The 22,074-nt window shown below is 70.0% G+C and carries 14 protein-coding genes; 6 read left to right on the forward strand and 8 right to left on the reverse strand.

Going from position 1 to position 22,074, the window contains the following annotated elements:
* Positions 1 to 100: 100 nt before the first annotated feature.
* A complete protein-coding gene (locus tag ABT114_RS22695; protein WP_351144641.1) occupies positions 101 to 961 on the forward strand; it encodes a hypothetical protein in 861 nt (286 codons plus the stop codon).
* Positions 962 to 1,050: 89 nt separating this feature from the next.
* On the opposite strand, the gene ABT114_RS22700 is transcribed toward ABT114_RS22695, so the two are convergent.
* Entirely contained in the window at positions 1,051 to 1,233 is a 183-nt protein-coding gene (locus ABT114_RS22700; RefSeq protein ID WP_019058231.1) for a DUF6104 family protein, read from the reverse strand.
* Positions 1,234 to 1,415: 182 nt separating this feature from the next.
* Here ABT114_RS22700 and ABT114_RS22705 point away from each other — a divergent pair, with 182 nt between their 5' ends.
* From ABT114_RS22705 to fxsT, 4 genes are read left to right on the forward strand one after another with little or no spacing between them, the layout of a single operon-like run.
* On the forward strand, positions 1,416 to 1,826 hold the full coding sequence (locus tag ABT114_RS22705) for a CU044_2847 family protein (protein ID WP_351144642.1): 411 nt from the start codon (positions 1,416 to 1,418) through the stop codon (positions 1,824 to 1,826).
* The gene (locus ABT114_RS22710; protein WP_351144643.1) at positions 1,823 to 3,814 is read left to right on the forward strand and encodes a VMAP-C domain-containing protein; all 1,992 of its coding nucleotides are present in this window, start codon (positions 1,823 to 1,825) and stop codon (positions 3,812 to 3,814) included. The genes ABT114_RS22705 and ABT114_RS22710 overlap by 4 nt, the downstream gene beginning before the upstream one ends.
* 43 nt (positions 3,815 to 3,857) lie before the next feature.
* Positions 3,858 to 4,889, forward strand: coding sequence for an AAA family ATPase (locus tag ABT114_RS22715; RefSeq protein WP_351144644.1), 1,032 nt, complete (start codon positions 3,858 to 3,860; stop codon positions 4,887 to 4,889).
* Positions 4,889 to 9,553 carry an FxSxx-COOH system tetratricopeptide repeat protein gene (gene fxsT / locus ABT114_RS22720; protein ID WP_351144645.1) on the forward strand — a complete coding sequence of 1,555 codons (4,665 nt, stop codon included), beginning with the start codon at positions 4,889 to 4,891 and terminating at the stop codon, positions 9,551 to 9,553. Before ABT114_RS22715 ends, fxsT begins: the two co-directional genes overlap by 1 nt.
* A gap of 77 nt (positions 9,554 to 9,630) precedes the next feature.
* Here fxsT and ABT114_RS22725 read toward each other — a convergent pair whose 3' ends face one another.
* From ABT114_RS22725 to ABT114_RS22750, 6 genes are all read right to left on the reverse strand, one after another.
* On the reverse strand, positions 9,631 to 13,485 hold the full coding sequence (locus tag ABT114_RS22725; protein WP_351144646.1) for a multifunctional oxoglutarate decarboxylase/oxoglutarate dehydrogenase thiamine pyrophosphate-binding subunit/dihydrolipoyllysine-residue succinyltransferase subunit: 3,855 nt from the start codon (positions 13,483 to 13,485) through the stop codon (positions 9,631 to 9,633).
* A gap of 280 nt (positions 13,486 to 13,765) precedes the next feature.
* Positions 13,766 to 14,875 carry a HAMP domain-containing sensor histidine kinase gene (locus ABT114_RS22730; RefSeq protein WP_351144647.1) on the reverse strand — a complete coding sequence of 370 codons (1,110 nt, stop codon included), beginning with the start codon at positions 14,873 to 14,875 and terminating at the stop codon, positions 13,766 to 13,768.
* Positions 14,872 to 15,612, reverse strand: coding sequence for a response regulator transcription factor (locus tag ABT114_RS22735; protein WP_351144648.1), 741 nt, complete (start codon positions 15,610 to 15,612; stop codon positions 14,872 to 14,874). The genes ABT114_RS22730 and ABT114_RS22735 overlap by 4 nt, the downstream gene beginning before the upstream one ends.
* A 122-nt stretch (positions 15,613 to 15,734) precedes the next feature.
* Positions 15,735 to 16,412, reverse strand: a complete 678-nt coding sequence (locus ABT114_RS22740) for a spermine/spermidine synthase domain-containing protein (RefSeq protein WP_351144649.1) — start codon at positions 16,410 to 16,412, stop codon at positions 15,735 to 15,737.
* Between the two features lie 50 nt (positions 16,413 to 16,462).
* On the reverse strand, positions 16,463 to 18,235 hold the full coding sequence (locus tag ABT114_RS22745) for a glycoside hydrolase family 3 protein (RefSeq protein ID WP_351144650.1): 1,773 nt from the start codon (positions 18,233 to 18,235) through the stop codon (positions 16,463 to 16,465).
* 27 nt (positions 18,236 to 18,262) lie between these two features.
* Complete coding sequence (locus tag ABT114_RS22750) at positions 18,263 to 19,546, reverse strand: MFS transporter (RefSeq protein ID WP_351144651.1); 1,284 nt, start codon at positions 19,544 to 19,546, stop codon at positions 18,263 to 18,265.
* A 179-nt stretch (positions 19,547 to 19,725) separates the two neighbouring features.
* Here ABT114_RS22750 and ABT114_RS22755 point away from each other — a divergent pair, with 179 nt between their 5' ends.
* Entirely contained in the window at positions 19,726 to 20,385 is a 660-nt protein-coding gene (locus ABT114_RS22755; protein ID WP_351144652.1) for a TetR/AcrR family transcriptional regulator, read from the forward strand.
* A 100-nt stretch (positions 20,386 to 20,485) separates the two neighbouring features.
* Here ABT114_RS22755 and ABT114_RS22760 read toward each other — a convergent pair whose 3' ends face one another.
* Positions 20,486 to 22,051, reverse strand: coding sequence for a sulfatase family protein (locus ABT114_RS22760; protein WP_351144653.1), 1,566 nt, complete (start codon positions 22,049 to 22,051; stop codon positions 20,486 to 20,488).
* Between the last annotated feature and the right edge of the window lie 23 nt (positions 22,052 to 22,074).

Raw genomic sequence — 22,074 nt, forward strand, 5'->3', positions numbered from 1 at the left:
CTTCCAAGAAACACGATATATCGCGGATATTGAAAGTCAAGACACCCGTTCCGGCGATCATCAATGACTCAACGCTGACGAATTGCCCTAGCGTGTGATCATGCCGACGGAAGAGTTCCGGGCGGGCCCCCGACCAGGCCGCGCCGCCCCGGGCGCCCTGCTGCTCTGCCGGGCGGACCCCGCTTCCGTTGCCCCGGCCGCCCCCCTGCTGCGCGACCGCATGCTGCTCGCCGGGGCCGGCGGGGAGTGGAGCGTCCTCGTCCCCGAGGGCAAGCCGTGGCAGCACGGCGATGAACCGGTCGACCGCGTCGTCACCGGCTGGGCCACCGCCCTCGCCGTCGGCGCCCCCTGGCCCGTACTGGCGCTGTGGTGGGACGCCGACCGGGCCGGCTGCATCCTCGCGTCCGGCTTCCGCCGCCCCGTTGGCTACGTCTGGCTCGCGGGCGGCACCCCGGCAGGAGAGGACGAGGCCATGCGCACCTTCGCCGCCCGCCTGAACCTCGACCCGGTCCTCGACATGCAGTCCCTGGACGCCCTGACCCGACCCGACTCCGCGGCCGACGCCCGGGCCCGGCTGCGCGGCCTGCTGGCGGTCCTCGCGCGCGTGGGAGTCGCCCTGCCGGCCGGTCTCACCCCCGGCGAGCCCGCCGACCGCCTCCGCGAGGCCGCCCGGGGCCTCCCTGACGCCCGGCGGATCGGGTGGCCGGGCTGGCGCGAGACGGCCCGCGCGGAACTCCACACGGTGGAAAGCAGGGTCGAGAGCAGCCCCCTGGGCCCCTGGCTCCCCGGGTCCGCCAGCCCCAAGGCCCGCGTCCTCGCCCTCGCCCAGATAACGGCGGGCCTCCCGCTCACGGCCTGGGGCCTGCGGCGCCGCAGCGGCGGCTGGGTGGTGGCGGGGTTGTTGCTCCTGGGCCACGGTGCGCTGGGGCTGCTGTACGACGTGGGCAGACCACGCGACTGATGGCCATCAAGAACTGACGGCATCAAAAGGAGGGCGCTGAAAAGGCGCCCTCGTGGAACGGCCGCGAACGACCTACGGCCGCGAACGACCTACTCGTCGTCCTCGTCGTCGTCCAGCCGAGCCAGCCACGTCGCCAGCCGCTCCACCGGCACCTCGAAGTCCGGGTTGAGGTCGACGAACGTACGCAGCTGCTCGGCGAGCCACTCGAAAGTGACTTCCTCCTCGCCGCGCCGCTTCTCCAGTTCCTCGATGCCTCGGTCGGTGAAGTACATGGTGCGCTCCTGGCCTGGGGAATCTCCCGTCCAGGGTATGTGCAAGTGCCCACCCCCTCGATTTCGCTTCGCTTCGCTCAAGCCCTGCACGGCACCTGCCTCAGCGGGCACAATGGCAATACGCGGTCCAGCATGCTTTGGGTGCAAGGAAGTTGCCTGCGATACGGCGGTACGGGGGAGCCATGGAGCGCAAGATCCAGGAGATCGAGCTGCCGGGAGGGCAAAAGGTTCTGGCCCGGGTCGGTGTGCTCAAGCCGGACGAGATCCCCGAGGGTCTGGACGACGACTTCGCGTATGAGGACGTTGGGGCGCTCGATCACCTTGGCGCGCGGGTCGACCAGCTGAACGAACTGGTCACCGGTGTCGGCGCGGCCGTGCTCCGCGCGGCGCGCGCCGCCCGCCCCGACGAAGTCAGCGCCACCTTCGGGGTCGAATTGGCGGTCAAGCCGGGTAAGGCGGTGGCCGTACTCGCGGACGGCGAGGCCAAGGCGGCGATCTCGATCACACTCACCTGGCGGCCGGAGGACGGTGCACCCGGGAACGGCAGCCAGGAGGGTGGCGCTGTCAGCGGCACGGACACCGGACAAACATGACTGAGGACAGACTCGACGAGCTGACGCGCGGTGCCACCGTACGGCTTGGTCCTGATGACAAGACCGACACGCTGTGGGGCAGCGGCTTCTTCGTCGCACCTGGCTGGGTACTCAGCTGTGCCCACGTCCTGTGCCTCGGCTCCGACGCCGAGCGCATCGGCACCTTCCGGGTACGCGGCGAACACGGCGACGCCCGAGCATGCCTCGGCTACCGACTCGGCTGGGGTACTGAACCTGAACGGGACCTAGTACTTGTGCGCCTCCTCGACGAGGTGCCCCACCCATGCGTACGGCTCAGTGACCGCTACGATCTGCCACACAACATCACTGTGTACGGCTGGCGTGCACCCGGTGGCGACACGCCCCGTGCATGGAGCGGCCGCTCCGTGGCCAATGGCCCCGACGGGGATTACGGCGTCACCCTGGCCCCGAACCTGCTGATACCGCATGGTGCCTCCGGCGGTCCGGTGCTCGACCGGGATCACGGCGTGGTTGCCGGGGTGGTCAAGGCACGCAGCAAGAACATGGGTGGCGGCCTCGCCATCTCGATCACGGCCCTGCGGGGGTTCGGCCGGGCGGTGCCCGTCGATGACGAGGACGGCCTTGGCCCCGACCCGTACCGGGCGTTGATCCGGCTGCACGACCGGTGGCATTACCGGCGGCACGATGCGCGTGTGACCCGGCGCAGGAGCTGGGTTGCCGCTCAGCAGCAGCTGGCCGACACGAACATACGGAAATGGAGCCCGCTCGATGGGGCCACGGCCTGCGCGCTACTGGCCGAGCTACCGCCGCCCGACGCGCCGGACACACTCAGGGCTGTGATCGAACAGGTCCTGGACGACGAGCCCCACTGGCCAAGCGCACCCTCGCCACGCGACTGGAGGGACGGACACGGCTGGCTCTACGACCGAGGCGAGCGCGCCGACATCGCCTTTCTGCACTATCTGCTGCTCGTGGCCCAGTGGTGCGCCCCGGAACAGCCTGAATCGGTCGGGAGGTTGGAGAACTGGCTGCAGGAGCGACTTGAGGACCTGCCGGGACCCGATCGGGGCTTGCTCAAAGCCAGGCTCGCTGCCGCATCCAGCAGAGCACTCCCGGCAGCTGAACCGGGCACGTCAAGGTGGGCTCGTGAGCGAACGCCGCCCCACGCCACTCAGGAGGGCAACAGCCCCGTTGTGACAGTGGAGGTGGAGCCTGACGCCTTCAGGCCCGCAGACCGCTTCCACTGGCGGATCTGGGCCTGGCCCGGCGGAGCCGAGACCGTACGGGCCTGGGCCGAGGAGGACAGAGCCGAAGGGGTATCGCTGGAAGAACTGCCCTACCGGCTTAGCACGCCGCTCAACGACGCGTTCGGTCAGCTCGACTCGGACGGGCGGCACGCCAGGCTCGAACTCGCCCTTCCCGTCGAACACTTCGACGTGGACGTGGACCTGTGGCGATCCCACCTGAACGCCCGTGCCCGCGGCTTCAGACCGCACCCGGCCGAGCGGCCCTTCGGTGTCCACAGGCAGGTTGTGCTCCGCTGTCTCCACCGTGGCGGCGAGCCGGCCGCGGAAGCCTGGCAGAAGCGTTGGCGCTCTGTCACCGAGGGCGGCCTGGAGGCACTGCCGCTGACTTCACCCGCGTACGCGAAGAGCACGCTGGAGGCGGCGCCCGCAGCCGCCGTGCCCGTACTGTGCCGCACCGCGACGGAGAGTACCGAGGCACTCAAGGAGATCATCAGCGCTGGATTCGGTCTGGCCTTGTGGACCCGCGGAGCCCAGCACACCTACGGCTGCGGGAGGGGCTGCGTCGACCTGGCCCAGCGCACCGCGAAGCTGCTGCGCCGCGCGGATCGCGCCACCGCGCTTCCGGAGGAACTGCGTCGACTGCGCGAACGCATCAGTGAGTACGACGCCGAAGCCGAGTGGGCCGAACCGCTGGCTCTGCTCTACGACGACCCCCACCGCCCGATACCGCTGTGCGACGCCCCGCTGGACTCGCCCTGACCCAGCTGGCCGATGTTTCGCCCGCACTGCCCAAGGAGGGTCCGTGACCACCCCCGACTGGTACGTCTTCCAGGGCTCCGGCGAGCCCCATGAAGGCATCGCGCGGCTGCCCGCCCCACCGCCCTGGCGCGACTTCGACGGAGGCCCCGCCCTCACCGAAACCCCGCCCCTGGGCACTGAGTCGACCCGCCGCCTCGGCATCCGTGGCAGCCGGGCCCTCGCTTGGCGCCCCGAGGAATTGGAGCTGATCAACGCCGCGCTGTACCTGCGCCGTCCGCTCCTCGTCACCGGCGACCCCGGCTCCGGCAAATCCACACTGGCCCACGCCATCGCCCACGAGCTCGGCCTCGGCCGCGTACTGCACTGGCCGATCGTCAGCCGTACGACCCTGCGCGACGGCCTCTACACGTACGACGCGATTGCTCGGCTCCAGGACATCCAGATGGCCAAGGAGCTGGGGGAGCGGCGCAGTACGGACATCGGTGGCTATCTGCGGCTCGGCCCTCTGGGTACAGCCCTGCTTCCGTACGAGCGGCCGCGCGTCCTCCTCGTCGATGAGCTCGACAAGAGCGATATCGACCTGCCGAACGATCTCCTGAACGCCTTGGAGGAAGGCGAGTTCGGCGTTCCGGAGCTGCAGCGGATTGCCCGTACGCAGAGCAGTGCGGAGGTGCTCACGGACGACGGTGACCGAGCCTGGGTCGTCGCGGGCAAAGTGCGTTGCAAGGCATTCCCGGTCGTCGTGATGACCAGCAATGGCGAACGTGACTTCTCGGCCCCGCTGTTGCGCCGCTGCATCCACCTGGATTTGCCCTCGCCCCAGAACGACGAGTGGGGTGCAGGCCGACTCGACGCCATGGTGCGGGCCCACTTCGGCGACGACGACGCAGAGTACAACGAATCGCTCATCCAGTACTTCCTGCAGAGCAGGCCCGGCTCGCTGCGCGCCGCCGACCAGCTGCTCAACGCCATCTACCTGACCCAGGAAGCGGTACGCGACAGCCAGCCCGACCGGCAGCGGCTGGCCGAACTGCTGATGCGTCCGCTCGATCATGGCGAACACGGGCCCCGCTGATGACCGCAGGGCCCCTGTCCGCCGACCCCAGCCTGCTCGGTGAACTGGCCGCACGGTTAGGAAGGCTGGGCGTCGAGTTGTCCGCCCGCGAACTGGCGGAGGCGTTGTGGCTGGCGCGCTACGTGGCTCCGTCCGGGACGGTAGGAACGCGCGAGGAGCCAACCCGAGCCGTCGAAAACTCTGAAGAGTCCACGTCTCCGTTCAAGCGGCGCAGGGACCCTGAGTCGCAAGCGCGGACGGAACCCGTCCCGGCGGCCGACCGGCCGACCCGGCTGTATCCCGAGGCTTCGCGGCCCGAGTCACCGGATGCCGATGCGCCGCGTGACGACGCTCCCAGACGTGTTCACGTCCCCATCGCCACAGCCCTGCCCCGCCCGCTTGAGCTCCAACGGGCCCTGCGCCCCCTCCAGCGTTACCACCCACCGGTCCGCGCCGCGGCGCACGATGTCGACGAACAGGCTACGGCCGAACGCGCCGCCGATACAGGCCTGTTGATGCCCGTTCTGCGCCCGGTCGTACGGCGCGCAGCACGCCTCCGACTCCTCATGGATGTCTCCACCTCAACCTTCTTATGGGACAAAACCCTTGAGGAGCTGAGCCACGTCTGCGCCGGAACGGGAGCTTTCCGCGAAGTTCTCGTGCACTACGTCCACGAGGGCACGGAAGGCCCCGATGGATCACTCCTCATCGGCGCCTCCCGCAAACGAGACCGAACGCTGCGCGCTGTCGAGCAGGTCCGCGATCCTACTGGCCACCAGCTGACGCTCGTGCTCAGCGACTGCGCGGGACCGCAATGGAGCGACGGCCGTATGCAGCGCCTGCTGTGCGACTGGGCGCAGGCCGCGCCCGTCGCCGTCGTACAGCCGCTGCCACAGCGCATGTGGCGGCGTACCCATCTTCCCGCCGTCTCCGGGACCCTGCGGCGGCGCGAAGGGCTGGGAGCCCGGCTGGAGTGCACGTTTCCGGGTGGTGAACTCCCACACAGGGCATTGCCGGTGCCAGTGCTCGGGCTCACCCCGACCGCGTTCGGGGCGTGGGCGCGGCTGGTGTCGGGCAGCACAGGGCTGGCGCTGCCGGCGGCGGTCGGGTGGGTGCGCGCGGACCATCCGGCCGCGGCAGCCCGCTCTTCTTCGGATACCCCAGACCCCGAAGAACTGGTTCGATCATTCCGCGGGACGGCGTCGAACGGCGCCGTACAACTGGCCGTGTCCCTGTCTGCCGTGCCGCTCACGGTCCCTGTGATGCAGCTGGTCCAGCGCGCGATGCTGCCGGAAACCGGTCCGTCCGTACTGGCGGAGGTGCTGCTGAGCGGACTGCTCCGGCGTGGCCCGGAGGAAGGGTGGTACGAATTCCGGACGGGCGTCCGGGAGGTGCTGCTGCGCCTGCTGCCCAAGGGTGACGCGCTGCTCGTGCTGAAGCACTGCGGGGACTACGTGGACAGGCACTTCGGGCGTCGGGCGCGGAACTTCCCGGCCCTGGCGTTGGCGGAGCTGACGGGGGGCAAGGCCCGGAGGGGCTTGGAAGCCGGGGTTCCGCGGGCGTTTGCCGAGGTTTCGAAGCTGGTGGCTCGGCGGTACGGGGCAACAGGGATGCAGCGGACAACGGCGGCCGAGGGCCGCCGCGCGACGGCTCAAGGAGCCGACGTCGTGGCGACCGGCCCGGCCGATCCCCACACGGTCGTCCGTCCGGACTCCACGCATGCCGCTTCAAACATCACGATCGTCTTCCCCGGGTACCACCGGTCCTGGGCGGTGTGGATTGCATACTGCCTGGAGCGTCAGGGTCAGCGGTGCACGCTGCACCGGTGGGACCCGCCGCGGAACGTTTCGCTGGAGGACTCGCTCGGCGACCTGTTGCTGGCCAGCGGTCGTATCCTGTTGGTCCTCAACGACTGGTTCTTCGAACTCGGCCCCCGTCTCGCCGGAGAGTGGAACGACGCACTGCGAGGCTTCATCGCCGCGCACGCGGACCGCTTCGCCGCGGTCAACCTGACCAACCGGACGCTGCTGCCGGCGACCGCGGTGCTGGAACCGGCCAGCCTGTGGGGATTGAACGAGGAGGCAGCTGAGGAACGTCTGCTGAGTCGCCTCGGGCTGGAGCGCCGACGCAGGCCGCGGAGGCTGCCCGCCCGGGTTCGCTACCCCGAGACCCGATGCGAGATCTGGGGCGAGGTGCCGCGCCGCAACCCGCGCTTCACGGGTCGGGACGACCTGCTCTACGAGATCCACCGACGTCTCGCGGACGCCGAGCGCGGAGCCTCCGCCTGCACCCTGCTCGGCATGTCCGGCATCGGCAAGACCCAGCTCGCCACCGAGTACGCACACCGGTTCAGCACCGACTACGACCTCGTGTGGTGGGTCAACTCCGACGACCGCAACATCCAGCGCGACCGGTTGGGTGAACTCACCGGTGAACTCGGCCTGAACACCGGCAGCGAGCCCGGTGAGCGCATCCGCGCCGTGCGGGACGCGCTGCGGCGCGGAGAACCGTACTCCAACTGGTTAGTGGTCTTCGACGGCTGGGACAACTTGGAGGGAGTCCACGCGCTGCTCCCGCAGGGCCCCGGCCACGTACTCGTGACCTCCCGGAACCGGCTCTGGAGCGAGCACACCGACATCCTGGAGGTGCCCGCCTTCCTGCGCTCCGAGTCCATCGGCTACCTGATGCGCCGCGCACCCCACATCACCGCCGAGGAAGCCGACCAGGTCGCCGCCGAGTTCGGCGACGTACCGCTGCCTCTGGTGCAGGCCGCATCCTGGCTGGGCGAATCCGGTATGGATGTGCCCGAGTATCTGGGGATGGTGCACGAGGGCAGGCTCTCCACCATCGAGCAACCGGCCACCGGCGACGGCTTCCCGCAGTCCTCCATGACCTCCTGGTCGATACTGCTCAACCGGCTCCGCCGCGCGCAACCCCAGACCACCGACGTCCTCAGCCTTTGTGTGTCCTTCGCTCCCGGACATATCCCGCTCGGTCTCATCCGCGCCTATCCGCAGGCCGACCTCCCGGAGGAGCTGCGGTGGATGACCAGGGACCTGCCGGCATGGACCCGCGCCCTGGACACACTAGTCAACTATTCGGTGCTCACCCGTGAGAGCCGCGGCTCCGTCGGCGTCGAGACGGGCCTCCATCAGGAGTCGGTGCACATGCACCGGCTCGTCCACGACATCGTCTCCAAGCTGACCAGCGAGGAAAGCCGCGCCAACCACCGCAAGGCCGTCCGTACCCTGCTCGCGGAGGCCGACCCCGGCACCCCGGCGGACAGCAGGAACTGGCCCCGTTACGCCGAGTTGCTCCCTCACCTGGAGCCGTCCGGAGCGCTGGACAGCGCTCGGGGTCTTATCCGGGACCTGGTCCTGAACTGCCTGCGATATTCCTTCCTCAGCGGGGAGTACCGGGCCGGGCGGGAACTGGCCCAACGGGTTCGCGACCACTGGTCGGAGACCATGGACCCGTTGACCCAGCCCATGCTCGACCTGGCCGACATGGAGAGCGCCATCCTCCGTGCGGACGGCAGGTTCCACGAAGCGTACGAACGGGACCGTGGCGTCCTGGAGAGGCTGGAGGCCGCTCCGCAGCGCCACGCGCTCGGCGAGCTGACCGCCAAGGGCGGCACGGCCAGCGGCCTGCGTTACCTCGGGCGGTACGAGGAAGCGTACGAGCTGCAGCGGGAGGTCCTCGACAGCGCCGGCAGCCTGCTCGGCCCGGACGCGATCCCCACGCTGGTCGCCCAGCACGACACCGGTGTCGGCCTGGGACTCCTCGGCAGGTACGCGGAAGCGTACGAACTCGGCCTGGAGACCCTGGGTCGTCGGGAAAGGGTCCTCGGCGCCCGGCACATCCACACGCTCGACTCGGGCAACGCCGTCAGCCACAGCCTGCGACTCCTCGGCCGATACCGTGATGCGCTGGCCCGGCAGGAGCCGGTCGTCCGACTGCACGTCCAAGTGCTCGGCCCGCAACACCCGCAGACTCTTGCCGCACGAGTCCAGCTGGTCATGTCCAGTTGCTCTGAGGGCGGCCAGGCCCCGGACGTCGGGACCGCGATGGCCAGTCTCCTGGAACAGCTGGAGCAACTGCACGGCCGCGAGCACTACCGTACGTTGTCCTTCCTCACGAATTACGGCAACTACCTGCGGGAACACGGCAACCTCGGCCAAGCCCGCGACCTGATCGTCGAGGCCGAAGCCGGCTTGCGTGCCCTCCTCGGCCCCGCCCACCCTGTCGCAACCGGCATGCTGTCCAACACCGGCCTCATCATGCAGTCCGTGGGCGAACGTGCCGAGGCCATGGCGATGTTCGAGGCCGCGTTCGCCGGTCTCACCGCTACAGTCGGGCCTGATCACCCCTGGGCCCTGGGCTGTGCTCTCAACGCGGCGAGCGGTCGAAACGTCAACGGCCGTATCGCCGATGCCGTCGAGTTGAGCCGGGACACGCTGCGCCGAGCCCGGTACTCACTGGGCGACGAGCATCCGCTCACCCTGTCCGCCCAGGTGGCACTCGCCGCCGACCTCCGCGCCGCCCGCGAACGGGAGGAGGCCGGGAAGCTGGAGGAGGACGGTCTGGTCGGCCTGACCCGCACCCTGGGCGCCCAGCACCCGCACACCGTCTCGGCCCGTCAACGCAGCCGCCCCTACTGGGACTTCGAGCCCTACCTGGGATGAGACAGACAACTGAAGGGCCCGGCCCCGAGTCAGTGGAACTCGGGGCCGGGCCCTTGCAGTTGACGTACGTCCGAGACCTACGCCTCGAACACCTCCCGCACCAGCTGCTCCTGCTCCGCCTGGTGCCGCTTCGCCGACCCCACCGCCGGGGACGACGAGTGCGGGCGCGAGATGCGGCGCAGGCGCTCGCCGTGCGGGACGTCCGCGCCGACGGCCAGGTCCAGGTGGTCGATCAGGTTCAGGGCGATGAACGGCCAGGCGCCCTGGTTGGCCGGCTCCTCCTGGGCCCAGAGGTACTTCTCGGCGTTCGGGTACTTGGCGATCTCGGCCTGGAGCTCGGCACCCGGCAGCGGGTACAGACGCTCGAGGCGGATGATCGCCGTCTCGGCGGCCGCCGGGTCCGACGCGCCGCGCTTGCGACGCTCGGCCTCGAGGTCGTAGTAGACCTTGCCGGCGCAGAAGACGACCTTCTTCACGGCGGCCGGGTCGGCCGTCGCGTCGCCGATGACCGGGCGGAACTGCCCGCTCGTGAACTCCTCCGCCTTCGAGGCCGCGGCCTTCAGGCGCAGCATCGACTTCGGGGTGAAGACGACCAGCGGCTTGTGGTGCGGGTTGTGCACCTGCCACCGCAGGAGGTGGAAGTAGTTCGACGGGAGCGTGGGCATCGCGACCGTCATGTTGTTCTGGGCGCAGAGCTGGAGGAACCGCTCGACGCGGGCCGAGGAGTGGTCCGGGCCCTGGCCCTCGTAGCCGTGGGGGAGGAGCAGGGTGACCCCGCTGGTCTGGCCCCACTTCTGCTCCGACGACGAGATGTACTCGTCGACGATCGTCTGGGCGCCGTTGACGAAGTCGCCGAACTGGGCCTCCCACATCACGAGCGCGTCGGGGCGGGCCAGCGAGTAGCCGTACTCGAAGCCCATCGCCGCGTACTCGGAGAGGAGGGAGTTGTAGACGTTCAGGCGGGCCTGGTCCTCGGAGAGGTACAGCAGCGGCGTGAAGTCCTCGCCCGTCGCGCGGTCGATGATCACCGCGTGGCGCTGGCCGAACGTACCGCGCTGCGAGTCCTGGCCGGCCAGACGGACCGGGACGCCCTCCAGGAGGAGGGAGCCGACGGCGAGGGTCTCGCCCATGCCCCAGTCGATCGTGCCGTCCTCGACCATGGTCGCCCGGCGCTGCAGCTGCGGCAGCAGACGCGGGTGGACGGTGACGTGGTCGGGGATGTTGACCTGGGACTCGGCGATCCGCTTGACGACCTCCGTGGACACCGCGGTGTTCACGGCGACCGGGAACTCGGCCTGCGGGTCGGACGGCGCGACGGCGGTCGGCTGGGAGGTGGCCTCGCGGACCTCCGTGAAGACCTTCTCCAGCTGGCCCTGGTAGTCCTGGAGCGCCTGCTCGGCCTCTTCCAGGGTGATGTCGCCGCGACCGATGAGGGACTCGGTGTAGAGCTTGCGCACCGAGCGCTTCTTGTCGATCAGGTCGTACATCAGCGGCTGGGTGAAGGCCGGGTTGTCCGACTCGTTGTGACCGCGGCGGCGGTAGCACAGGAGGTCGATCACGACGTCCTTGTTGAACGCCTGGCGGAACTCGAAGGCCAGCCGCGCGACGCGGACCACGGCCTCCGGGTCGTCGCCGTTCACGTGGAAGATCGGGGCCTCGATCATGCGGGCCACGTCCGTCGCGTACATGGAGGAACGCGAGGACTCGGGGGCCGCGGTGAAGCCGACCTGGTTGTTGATGACGATGTGGACCGTGCCGCCGGTGCGGTAGCCGCGCAGCTGCGACATGTTCAGGGTCTCGGCCACCACGCCCTGGCCCGCGAAGGCCGCGTCGCCGTGGATCGCCACCGGCAGGACGGTGAAGTCCGTGCCGCCCTTGTTGATGATGTCCTGCTTGGCGCGGGCGATGCCCTCGATGACCGGGTCGACCGTCTCCAGGTGGGACGGGTTGGCGGCCAGCGAGACCTTGATCTGCTCGCCGTCCAGGCCCGTGAAGGTGCCGTCGGCGCCCAGGTGGTACTTCACGTCGCCGGAGCCGTGCATCGACTTCGGGTCGAGGTTGCCCTCGAACTCGCGGAAGATCTGCGCGTACGACTTGCCGACGATGTTCGCCAGGACGTTCAGCCGGCCGCGGTGGGCCATGCCGACGACGACCTCGTCGAGGCGGGACTCCGCCGCGCTGTCGAGGACCGCGTCCAGCAGCGGGATGACGGACTCGCCGCCCTCCAGGGAGAAGCGCTTCTGGCCGACGTACTTCGTCTGCAGGAAGGTCTCGAAGGCCTCCGCCGCGTTCAGGCGGCGCAGGATGCGCAGCTGCTCCTCGCGCTCCGGCTTGGAGTGCGGGCGCTCCACGCGGTCCTGGATCCACTTGCGCTGCTTCGGGTCCTGGATGTGCATGAACTCGATGCCGGTGGTGCGGCAGTACGAGTCGCGCAGCACGCCGAGGATGTCGCGCAGCTTCATCAGGGACTTGCCCGAGAAGCCGCCGACCGCGAACTCGCGCTCCAGGTCCCACAGGGTGAGCCCGTGCTCGTTGATGTCCAGGTCGGGGTGCTTGCGCTGCTTGTACTCCAGCGGGTCGGTGTCGGCCATGACGTGGCCGCGGACCCGGTAGGAGTGGATCAGCTCGAAGACGCGGGCGGCCTTGGTGACGTCGTCGTCGTGGCTGGCGTCGATGTCCTTGAGCCAGCGGACCGGCTCGTAGGGGATGCGCAGCGCCTCGAAGATGTCGTCGTAGAAGCCGTTCTCGCCGAGGAGGAAGTTCGCGACGACGCGGAGGAACTCGCCCGAGGCCGCGCCCTGGATCACCCGGTGGTCGTAGGTCGACGTGAGCGTCATGACCTTCGCGATGCCGAGCTTGTTCAGGGTGTCCTGGGAGGTGCCCTGGAACTCCGCCGGGTAGTCCATGGAGCCGACGCCCATGATGACCGACTGGCCGGGCATCAGACGCGGGACCGAGTGGACGGTGCCGAGGCCGCCGGGGTTGGTCAGGGAGACCGTCACGCCGGTGAAGTCGTCCATCGTCAGCTTGCCGTCGCGGGCGCGGCGGACGATGTCCTCGTAGGCCTGCCAGAACTCGAAGAAGTTCAGCGTCTCGGCCTTCTTGATGCCGGCGACGACGAGCTGGCGGTCGCCGTTCGGCTTCACCAGGTCGATGGCCAGGCCGAAGTTGACGTGCGGCGGCTTGACGAGGGTGGGCTTCCCGTCCTTCTCCGCGAAGTGCCAGTTCATCGACGGCATGGCCTTGATGGCCTGCACCATCGCGAAGCCGATCAGGTGCGTGAAGGAGATCTTCCCGCCCCGGGCGCGCTTCAGGTGGTTGTTGATGACGATGCGGTTGTCGAACAGCAGCTTCACCGGGACCGCGCGCACGGACGTGGCCGTGGGCAGCTCCAGGGAGGCGTTCATGTTCTTGGCGACCGCGGCGGCGGGGCCGCGCAGCGTCACGAACTCGGGACCCTCCGCAGTCTGGGCGGCCGGCTCGGCCTTCGCCTTGGCGGCCGGAGCCGCGGCGGCGGGCTTCACGGCAGCCGGAGCCGGAGCTGCGGCCGGAGCCGCGGCAGGCGCCGGAGCGGCGGCAGCGGGCTTCGCGGCAGCAGCCGGGGCCGGGGCCGGGACCGGCGCGGCAGCGGCCGGGGCGGCCTGAGCCGGAGCGGCCGCGGGCTTCGCGGGAGCGGCCGGGGCCGGAGTGGTGGCCCCTGCGGCCCCCGCGGCCGCAGTGCCCGCCGGAGCCGAGGGGGTAGCCGCCCCCGGCTTGTAGTCGGCGAAGAAGTCCCACCAGGCGCGGTCTACCGAATTCGGGTCCTGGAGGTACTGCTGATAGATCTCGTCGACGAGCCACTCATTGGGGCCGAACGCCGCAGCGGGGTTCTTGCCCGCTTGGTCTGCGTCGGTCGAGATGCTCGATGCGTTACTGGGGGACTGTGGCGACACGGCGGCAACCGCCCTCTTCCGCTTCACAAGGTGATGGACAGCGGAAATAAAGGCTACGCCCCCATGACCGTGAAGGTCAGGTCGGGCCGCTTGATCGTCGCGCAAGTCACACTGGAAAGCGTGTTTCGGGGGTGGAAATGGCGGGAAACAAGCGTGGTTCCGCTGTGAAACGGGTGCACGGATAGGGCCCTGCACGTCGATGACGTGGGCCTCGGCCTGGTCACACGTGTCCGTCAGCGCGGACGCTCGTGGATCTTGTGGCTCCGGTTCGAACTTTACGTCAACTTGGCACGGAGGACTCTCCCGGAAGTGTGACGATGATCTTGCATCCACGGTCGGATTCGGCCACACCGATCCGGCCGCCGTGCAGATCCACCGCCCACCGGGCGATCGCCAGGCCCAGCCCCGTACCGCCGTCGCTGCCCGGCCCGTGCGGCCGGTTGACGGCTCCCCGGTTGAACCGCTCGAAGACGCGGTGCCACTCCGACCTGGGAATGCCGGGTCCCTCGTCCAGGACCTCCAGCTCCAGCGACTCCGGCAGCGTCCCGCGCCGCGCCCTGACCGTCACACGGCCGTGCGGCGGGCTGTGCTTGACCGCGTTGTCGATGAGGTTGGCGACGACCTGGTGGATGCGCTCGGGGTCCGCGTGCGCGGTCAGCTCCGGTGGGGACACGTCCAGGTGCAGATGGACGTCCGTACGGGTGTGGCTGCCGGAGCCCGAGGCGATGCCCGCGCGCGCGGAGGCGACCATGTTGGCCTCCTTCAGCACGCCGGACAGGTACGGCCACACCTCGAAACGTCTCAGGCGCAGCGGTACGACACCGTTGTCGAGCCGGGACAGGTCCAGCAGCGTCTCCACCAGCCGCCCGAGCCGCTCCGTCTGCTTCAGAGCGGTGCGCATCGTCTCGGTGTCCGCCACCGCGATCCCGTCCACGACGTTCTCCAGCACCGCGCGCAGGCCCGCGATGGGCGTGCGCAGCTCGTGCGAGACGTTGGCCACCAGCTCCTTGCGCTGGAGATCCTGCGCCTCCAGCTCGTCGGCCATGACGTTGATCGTCTGCGCCAGGTCGCCGAGCTCGTCCCGGCGGTTCTCGCGCACCCGGCGGGTGTAGTCGCCGTGCGAGATGGACCGGGCGACCGTGTTCATCTCGCCCAGCGGCGCGGTGAGCGAGTGCGCCACGAACTGCGTGATGAGCAGTGTGGCGATCATCGAGAAGACCGTGATGAAGCGCAGCTCCGTCTTGGTGTGCACCGCGATCATCGACAGCCCGGTGGTGATCAGCACCGAGATGACGACCAGCGCACCGAGCTTCGTCTTGATCGAGAACGGGCGTACGCCGCCCCAGGGCTCCCCGGGGCTCCTCCGTGCGGCCGACCGCCCGTCGCTCATGGCGTCGGGGTCTCCAGCGCGTAGCCCACACCGTGCACGGTGCGAATCCGCTCGGCGCCGATCTTCCGCCGCAGCGCCTTGATGTGGCTGTCGACGGTACGGGTGCCCGAGGCGTCCGCCCAGTCCCACACCTCCGCCAGCAGCTGCTCACGGGAGAGCACCGCACGCGGGGTGTTCGCCAGGCACACCAGCAGGTCGAACTCGGTGGGCGTCAGGTGGACGTCCTCGCTGCGCACCCGCACCCGGCGCTGCGCGTGGTCGATCTCCAGCTCGCCGAGGCGCAGGATGCCGCTGCGCGGCGTCGAGGCGGCCACGACGGCACGCTCGACCCGGCGCAACAGCACGTGCACGCGCGCGGCCAGCTCACGCATCGAGAACGGCTTGGTCATGTAGTCGTCGGCGCCGACGCCGAGCCCGACCAGCATGTCGGTCTCGTCGTCACGCGCGGTCAGCATCAGCACCGGCACCGGCCGCTGGGCCTGCACGCGTCGGCAGACCTCCAGACCGTCGAAGCCGGGCAGCATGATGTCGAGGATCAGCAGATCGGGCTGCCAAGCCTCGGCGGTGTCGACGGCCGCCGGACCGTCGCCCGCGGTTTGCACGAGGAATCCCTCGGCGCGCAGTCGGGCCGCAATGGCGTCGACGATCGTCGGGTCGTCCTCGACCACCAGGACCCGCCGCTGAGCGCCCGGAGTCGCTGTCGCCGTGCCGTTGTGGGAGGTGTGTGTCTGCTCCATCGCCCGCCCCTGAGTGTGCTTTCCGGAATCAGTGGGGTGATTCCTCGGTCTGCGCATGCTTGCGATTGACGCTTGAATGATCCGCGTCGGGAAGCAGCGTACGGGGAGTCACCACGGCTTTGCTATCCAGGTCGGACGGCGAGGTGGACGACGTCCGGAACGCCCCGGGCAACGGGGATCTCTTCGGTACGCACCCGCTTGAACCCGGCATTCCACAAGGTTCCCTCGAATTCCGGAGACGGTTGCGCCGACCACACCGCGAGCACCCCGCCCGGCCTCAACACCCTTGCACAGCTTGCCAGTCCGGCCGGCGAGTACAGGCCTTCGTTGCCCTCTGTGACGGTCCAGCCCGGCCCGTTGTCGATGTCGAGACACAGCGCGTCGAAAGTGGCGGATGTCTCATTGACGTACTCGATCAGGTCCGCTGCGACGATCTTGGTGCGCGGGTCGGCGAGCGCCTCGCCGGACAACGCGGTCAGGGGGCCTTTCCGGTGCCAGTCGATGACGGCGCGCTCGCGCTCCACGACCGTGATCCGGCCCCAGCGGTCGTTCGCTGCGGCGTGGGCGAGCGAGAAGCCGACGCCCAGGCCGCCGATCAGCACGGCCGGCCCGGAGCGGTCGTCGAGGGCGCCGAGCGCCGCGTCGACGAGCAGCCGCTCCGAGCGGCCGTCCGAGGTGTCCATCAGGAAGCAGCCGTTGGCGATGATCTGCAACAGCTCGCCGTGGCGGCGCAGCACGACCTCGCCGTACGGGCCCTCACGACGGTCCAGGACTTCGGGGATGTCGTATGACGTGGGCATCCGTCCATCCTGGCACTTCGCTGACGGATTGTTGACGGAAATACTCCTGATTACTCCTGCCCCGCCGACCCGGCTCGGTGCAGATCGACGCCGTGGCCGTACGGGAAGACCGGATCCTCCGTGTCGTTGGGCACGTCGGGGCGGGATGCCGCCACCGCCGCCATCGACCGCGGCAGTTCGAACGGCAGCCGCCCCTCGGCCCGGGCCCGGCCGAAGGCGACGTCGAGCAGGGCCGCGTCCGAGGCGCCGTAGTCGGCCACCAGCGCGGCCGCCTGCTCGGCGATCTCGGGGAGCACGGCGGGTCGTTCGAGGTTGACGCAGACCAGTGTGGGCACGGCCTGGAGCAGCCGCAGGATCTCCTTGAGCTCGTCGTCGGGGAAGGCGAGCGAACCGGCGTGGAAGAACGACTCGAAGGTGCCGGACCGCTGTTCGTACGGGGTCCGCAGGCGCAGCACGGCGACGTCCGCGTCGGCCGGGTCGGCGACGACGTTGCCGTACGCGGCGGCCTCCCGCTCACTGACGCCCTGGACGTACAGGTTCGGGCGCCCGGCGAGCGGCAGCAGGTCGTGATTGGTCAGGACCGTGAGCGAGCGGCGCTGGGCGGCCTCGCCGAGCGCGGTGAACTCGGGCGCGCCGACGGTCTCCTCGGCCCGGTCCGGGTCGGCGTAGGGGTTCTCGAACAGCCCGAGCACGAACTTCTCGCGCAGCAGGCGCCGTACGGAGACATCGACGCGTTCCTCGGAGATCCGGCCGGAGCGCACGAGCTCCACGATCACCTCGGGGCACTGCTCGCCGCCGAACTGGTCCGTGCCCGCGTCCAGCGCCTTCGCCGCGCGCTCGGCGACGGTGAGGTGCTCGACGCCCCAGGCGCGGGCCTCGGCGGGCTCGCCCATGATCTCGGCGTCGGTGAGCAGCCCCCAGTCGGTGCAGATGATGCCGTCGAAGCCGAGGCGTTCGCGCAGCAGGCCGGTCAGGACGTCCTTGTTGAAGCCGAAGCCGACCTCCTCCCAGTCGGTGCCGACGGGCTGGCCGTAGTACGGCATGATCTGCGAGCACCCGGCGTCGATGGCCGCCTTGAAGGGCGCCAGGTGGTAGTCGCGCATCCCGCCCGGGTACACCTGCTCCTTGCCGTGCGGGAAGTGCGGGTCCTCGCCGTCCTTCTGCGGGCCGCCGCCGGGGAAGTGCTTGACCATGGCGGCCACCGAGTCCGGGCCGAGGCCGGGGCCCTGCAGGCCGCGTACGTACGCCGCCGCCAGCTCGCCGCCGGCCTGCGCACTGGAGCCGAACGTGCCCGACTGCCGGGACCAGCGCGGCTCCGTGGCCAGGTCGATCTGCGGGTGCAGGGCGACCCGGAAGCCGACCGCCAGGTACTCGCGGCGCACGGTGTCCGCGAACCGCTCCACCAGCTCCGCGTCCCCGATCGCGGCCAGCCCCAGCGGCTCGGGCCAGGCCGAGAAAGCACCGGAGTTGAAGGAGGCGCCCGGGTTGTCGGTGAAGGCGTGGCGCGGGTCGGTGGACAGGGTGACGGGGATGCCCAGGCGGGTGTCCGCCGCCAGCTCCTGCATCCGGTTGGCCCACCGGGCCATGGCGCGGGGGCTGCCCTGGCCGAGCAGGTTGAAATGGGTCAGCTGCCGGTCCCGGACCAGCTCGGTGGTGCCGTACCGGAGGAAGGGGCCCTCCTCGGCGACGGTGCCGTCCGGGTTCATCGTCAGCATCGTGTGAAAGAGCTGGCCCGCCTTCTCCTCCAGCGTCATACGGGAGAGAAGGTCCTCGACGCGTTCGTCGACGGGACGGCTGGGATCGCGGTACGCGGGGGTCGTCATCCTCGAATGCCTTGCGTGCGTAGGGGCTTACTTGACCGAGCGGATGAACTGGACGGCGAGTGCGCCCAGTACGGCGGCGATCGCACCGAAGAGGAACAGCGCGCCGTAGTTGCCGCCGCCGCCGATCGCGAGGAGCGCCGGGGCGACGATGGGGACGAGGGACTGGGGGAGGGCGTTGCCGATGTTCAGCACGCCCATGTCCTTGGCGGACTCCTCCGGGTTGGGCAGCACCGCGGCGGCCAGCGCCATGTCGACGGAGAGGTAGAGGCCCTCGCCGACACCGAAGACGACCAGGGCGGCGACGTATGCCCCGAAAGAGTGCGCGGAGGCGATCATCGCCAGGCTGACCGCCATGACCAGCGAGGAGCCCAGCACGTAGGGCTTGCGGCGGCCGGAGCGGTCGGAGAGCTGGCCGCCCAGGATCGAACCGGCCGCGGTCGCGACGACCATGGCGAGGGTGCCGACGAGGACCTTGCCGGTGACCGTGTCGTCGTCGTAGCCGAGGCGGTCCATCAGGAAGTAGACCTGGTAGCTGGTGACGCAGGAGGCGCCGGTGAAGACCAGGAAGCGGCCGGCGAAGTTCCAGGCGAAGTCGGGGTGCCTGCGCGGGTCGACCCAGAAGCTGCGCAGGAACTCCTTGAAGCTGTACGGCTGGAAGGCGCCGGCGCGGGCCGGGCGGTCCTTGATGACGACGGCGAGGCAGACGACGGCGGCCAGGCCGATCGCGCCGGGCACGAGGAAGGCGAGGGCCATCGAGCCGCTGAACGCCTGGGCCAGCGCCGAGCCCGCGATCATCGACAGCGAGGTCGTGATGCCGATCAGGCCGGAGACGCGGGCCTGCTGCTGTGGCGGGATCAGGTCGGGGATGCAGGAGGTCAGCGCGGCCAGGGCGGCGTTGATGCCGAGCTGGGCGAGGGCCCAGCCGAGCATCAGGACCGGCACGTTGCCGCCGAGGGCGACGACCATCAGGCCGGCGAGACCGGCCGTCATGCCGCCGACCAGCCAGGGGCGACGGCGGCCGAAGCGGCTGGTGGTGCGGTCGGAGAGGGCGCCGAAGACGGGGTTGCCGAGCATCGCCAACAGCGCGCCGACGGACAGCACCTGGCCGAGGGCGGTCCCGCGGTCCGCCTCGGGGACGATCTGGCTGACCCGCAGGGCGAGGGTCACCATGACGGGGGTGAGGACGGCGAGATAGGCGCCGAACTGGGCGAAGGCGAGGGCGAGGACGAGCTTGGCGGGGGCGGCCTGCCGAGGGTGCTCGGGCGACGGAGCGGTCGTCGCGTCGAGCGGGGCGTCGTGGCTCAGAGCCATGCGGCACTCCTGGGGGACGGGGGCGGCTTCCTTGCCGCACCGGCCCGCTCAGGGAAGCAGTAAAACCGAGTGGGTACTAGGTTTTGATCAGGTGGCCAGAATCACGCTGCACATGGCTTGAAGCGGAGGGGCTGGTGGCACGTGTAACCACGGGTCGCAGGTCGGTTATCGTGACCGGCATGGAGAGCAGCAGACCGGCAAAGGGGTCGGGCGGTCCGGGCCGCGGGACGTACGCGGTCGGCGACGAACGGCGCCTGCGCATCCTGGACGCCGCCGTCGAGCACTTCGCCCAGTGGGGCTTCCATGCCTCCTCCCTGGCGCGCATCGCCAAGGACGTCGGCATCACTCAGGGTGGACTGCTGCACCACTTCCGCAGCAAGGAGGACCTGCTCGTGCAGGTCCTGGAGCGCACCGAGCACTACGACAAGGAGAAGTTCCTCCACGAGGAGTTCACCTCGGCCGCCGACTGCTATGCCGGCCTGCTCCGGCTCACCGAGTACAACGCCGCCCGCCTCGGCCGCACCCGGATGTTCAACGTCCTCGCCGCCGAGGCCGGAGACCCCGGGCACCCGGCCCACGCGTACTTCGTCCGGCGCTACCGCGAACTCGTGGAGCACATGTCCGGATCGCTTCAACATGCCGTGGACAGTGGGGAGTTGAAGGCCGGTACGGACGTGGCCGGGGTGGCCGAGGAGACGGCCGCGGTCATGGACGGCCTCCAGATCCAGTGGGTCCTCGATCCCAGGGGCTTCGACATGCCCGCCCGCTTCCGCGTCTACGCCGACCGGCTGCTGCGCTCGATCACGACGGAGGGGACCGGACTGCCCGCGGACGCGTGAGAAGCGCCGGATGCGAGAACAGCCTCGGAGGTTGCTGTGCATCGGCCCTCGCGCGGCGCCGGCCTCGCACCGGTCCAGGACAGGCCCTGAGCCGGCGGCCCTAAGCCTTCCTGGCTGCCGCCAGCTTCTCCGCCAGCCCGGGGACGCCCAGCCGGCGTTCTTCCTCCGCGCTCGCCCCGTACAGCCTGTTGGTGAGCTGGTAGGGGTCGGCGCGCAGGTCGTAGTACTCGCGGAAGAGGACCTCGCCGGTGCCCTTCGGGCGGCCGCCGTCGTCGAGGCGGGTGCGGTAGTACTCGGTGTACTGCTCCGACTTGCCGATGTACGACGCCCAGGTGTGGATCGGTGTCTTGTCCTGCTGGTTCCACCACCACTCGGCGAGCAGGTGGTCGCGGTCGTTGCCGGGGTCGAGGAGGGAGTGGCCGTCGTGCGGGGTGTCGGCGGTGGTGCCGGCGGCGGCCAGGAGGGTGGGGGCGATGTCGATGTGGCCGGTGAGGCGGTCGTCGGTCCGCGCCCGGCTCGCCCCGCCGAGTCCGGCCGCCGGCCAGGACAGGTAGAAAGGGACCTCCAGGCTCGGACGGTACGGCACCGACTTGCGCAGCCAGCCGTGGTCGCCCCAGCACAGGCCGTGGTCGCTGGTGAACAGCACGAGTGTGTTGTCGAGCTGGCCGAGCTCGCGCAGCTTGTCGTGGAAGTCGCGCATCGCGTCGTCCACGGAGAGCAGTGTGCGCAGTTGGCGGGTGCGCAGCGCCTTGCCTTCGGCGAGGGTGTGGCGTGCTCTGCGCACGTACGGCGGCTTGTCGGCCTTGTCTGTTGTGCCGGTCTCCGTGACGGAGGGCCTGCCCTGCCACTCCGGTACGCGGGTGTCGGCGTACTTCTTCTCCGGGATGTTCACCTCGTGCGCGGAACGTGTGGCGACGTAGGCGAACCAGGGCCGGGTGTCGGTGCGGGACCGCTCGATGAAGGCGAGGGCGCGGTCCTTGATGACGGTGGTGTTGTAGCCGGGGATGGTCCGGACCGTGCCGTTGTCGTTGTAGTGGCCGTTGTTGTAGGCGACCGGTTCCTGGAGCAGCCACTCGTCGAAGTGGGGCGGGTTGTCGGCGGGGTGCCAGTAGTTGAGGTACTTGCCGAACAGGCCCGTGCGGTAGCCGGTCTCGTGCAGCCGCCGCTGGACGGTGGTGCGCTGGTCGAGGTGGTTCGGGTGGCGGGTGTCGAGGACGCCGTGGTTGTGGGCGTACCGGCCGGACATGATCGAGGCGCGGGACGGGGCGCACAGCGGGGTGTTGGCGTGCGCCCGAGCGAAGGTGACGCCCTGGCCGCCGAGCCAGTCGACGGTCCGGCGCAGCGCCCACTCCGTCTCTTTGGGCTGGTCGTCGGTGAGGACCAGCAGGATGTTGGGGCGGTGGTCGGAGCGGGCGCGGGGGCTGGGGCTGGTGCTGGGGCTGGTGCTGGGGCTCGCAGTGGCCGCGGGGACGCGGCGGGCGGCCGGTGCCTGCCGGGTCGGGGACGGGCTGTCGGCGGCCGCTGCCGTGCCGCTGTCGTCGGCGTGCGTCGCCCGGACGGCCACGGGAACCGCCACCGCGGCCGCGACCGCCGTGGCCCCGACGACGAGCGCCCGCCGGCTCGGCCCCCTGCGATGCTGCTGGTCGTCGCTCACTTCGTCCCCCATGGCCCCGTTGCGTACCCGTTCGC

It is taken from the genome of Streptomyces sp. NPDC002088, from assembly GCF_040296605.1.
Lineage (GTDB): Bacteria > Actinomycetota > Actinomycetes > Streptomycetales > Streptomycetaceae > Streptomyces.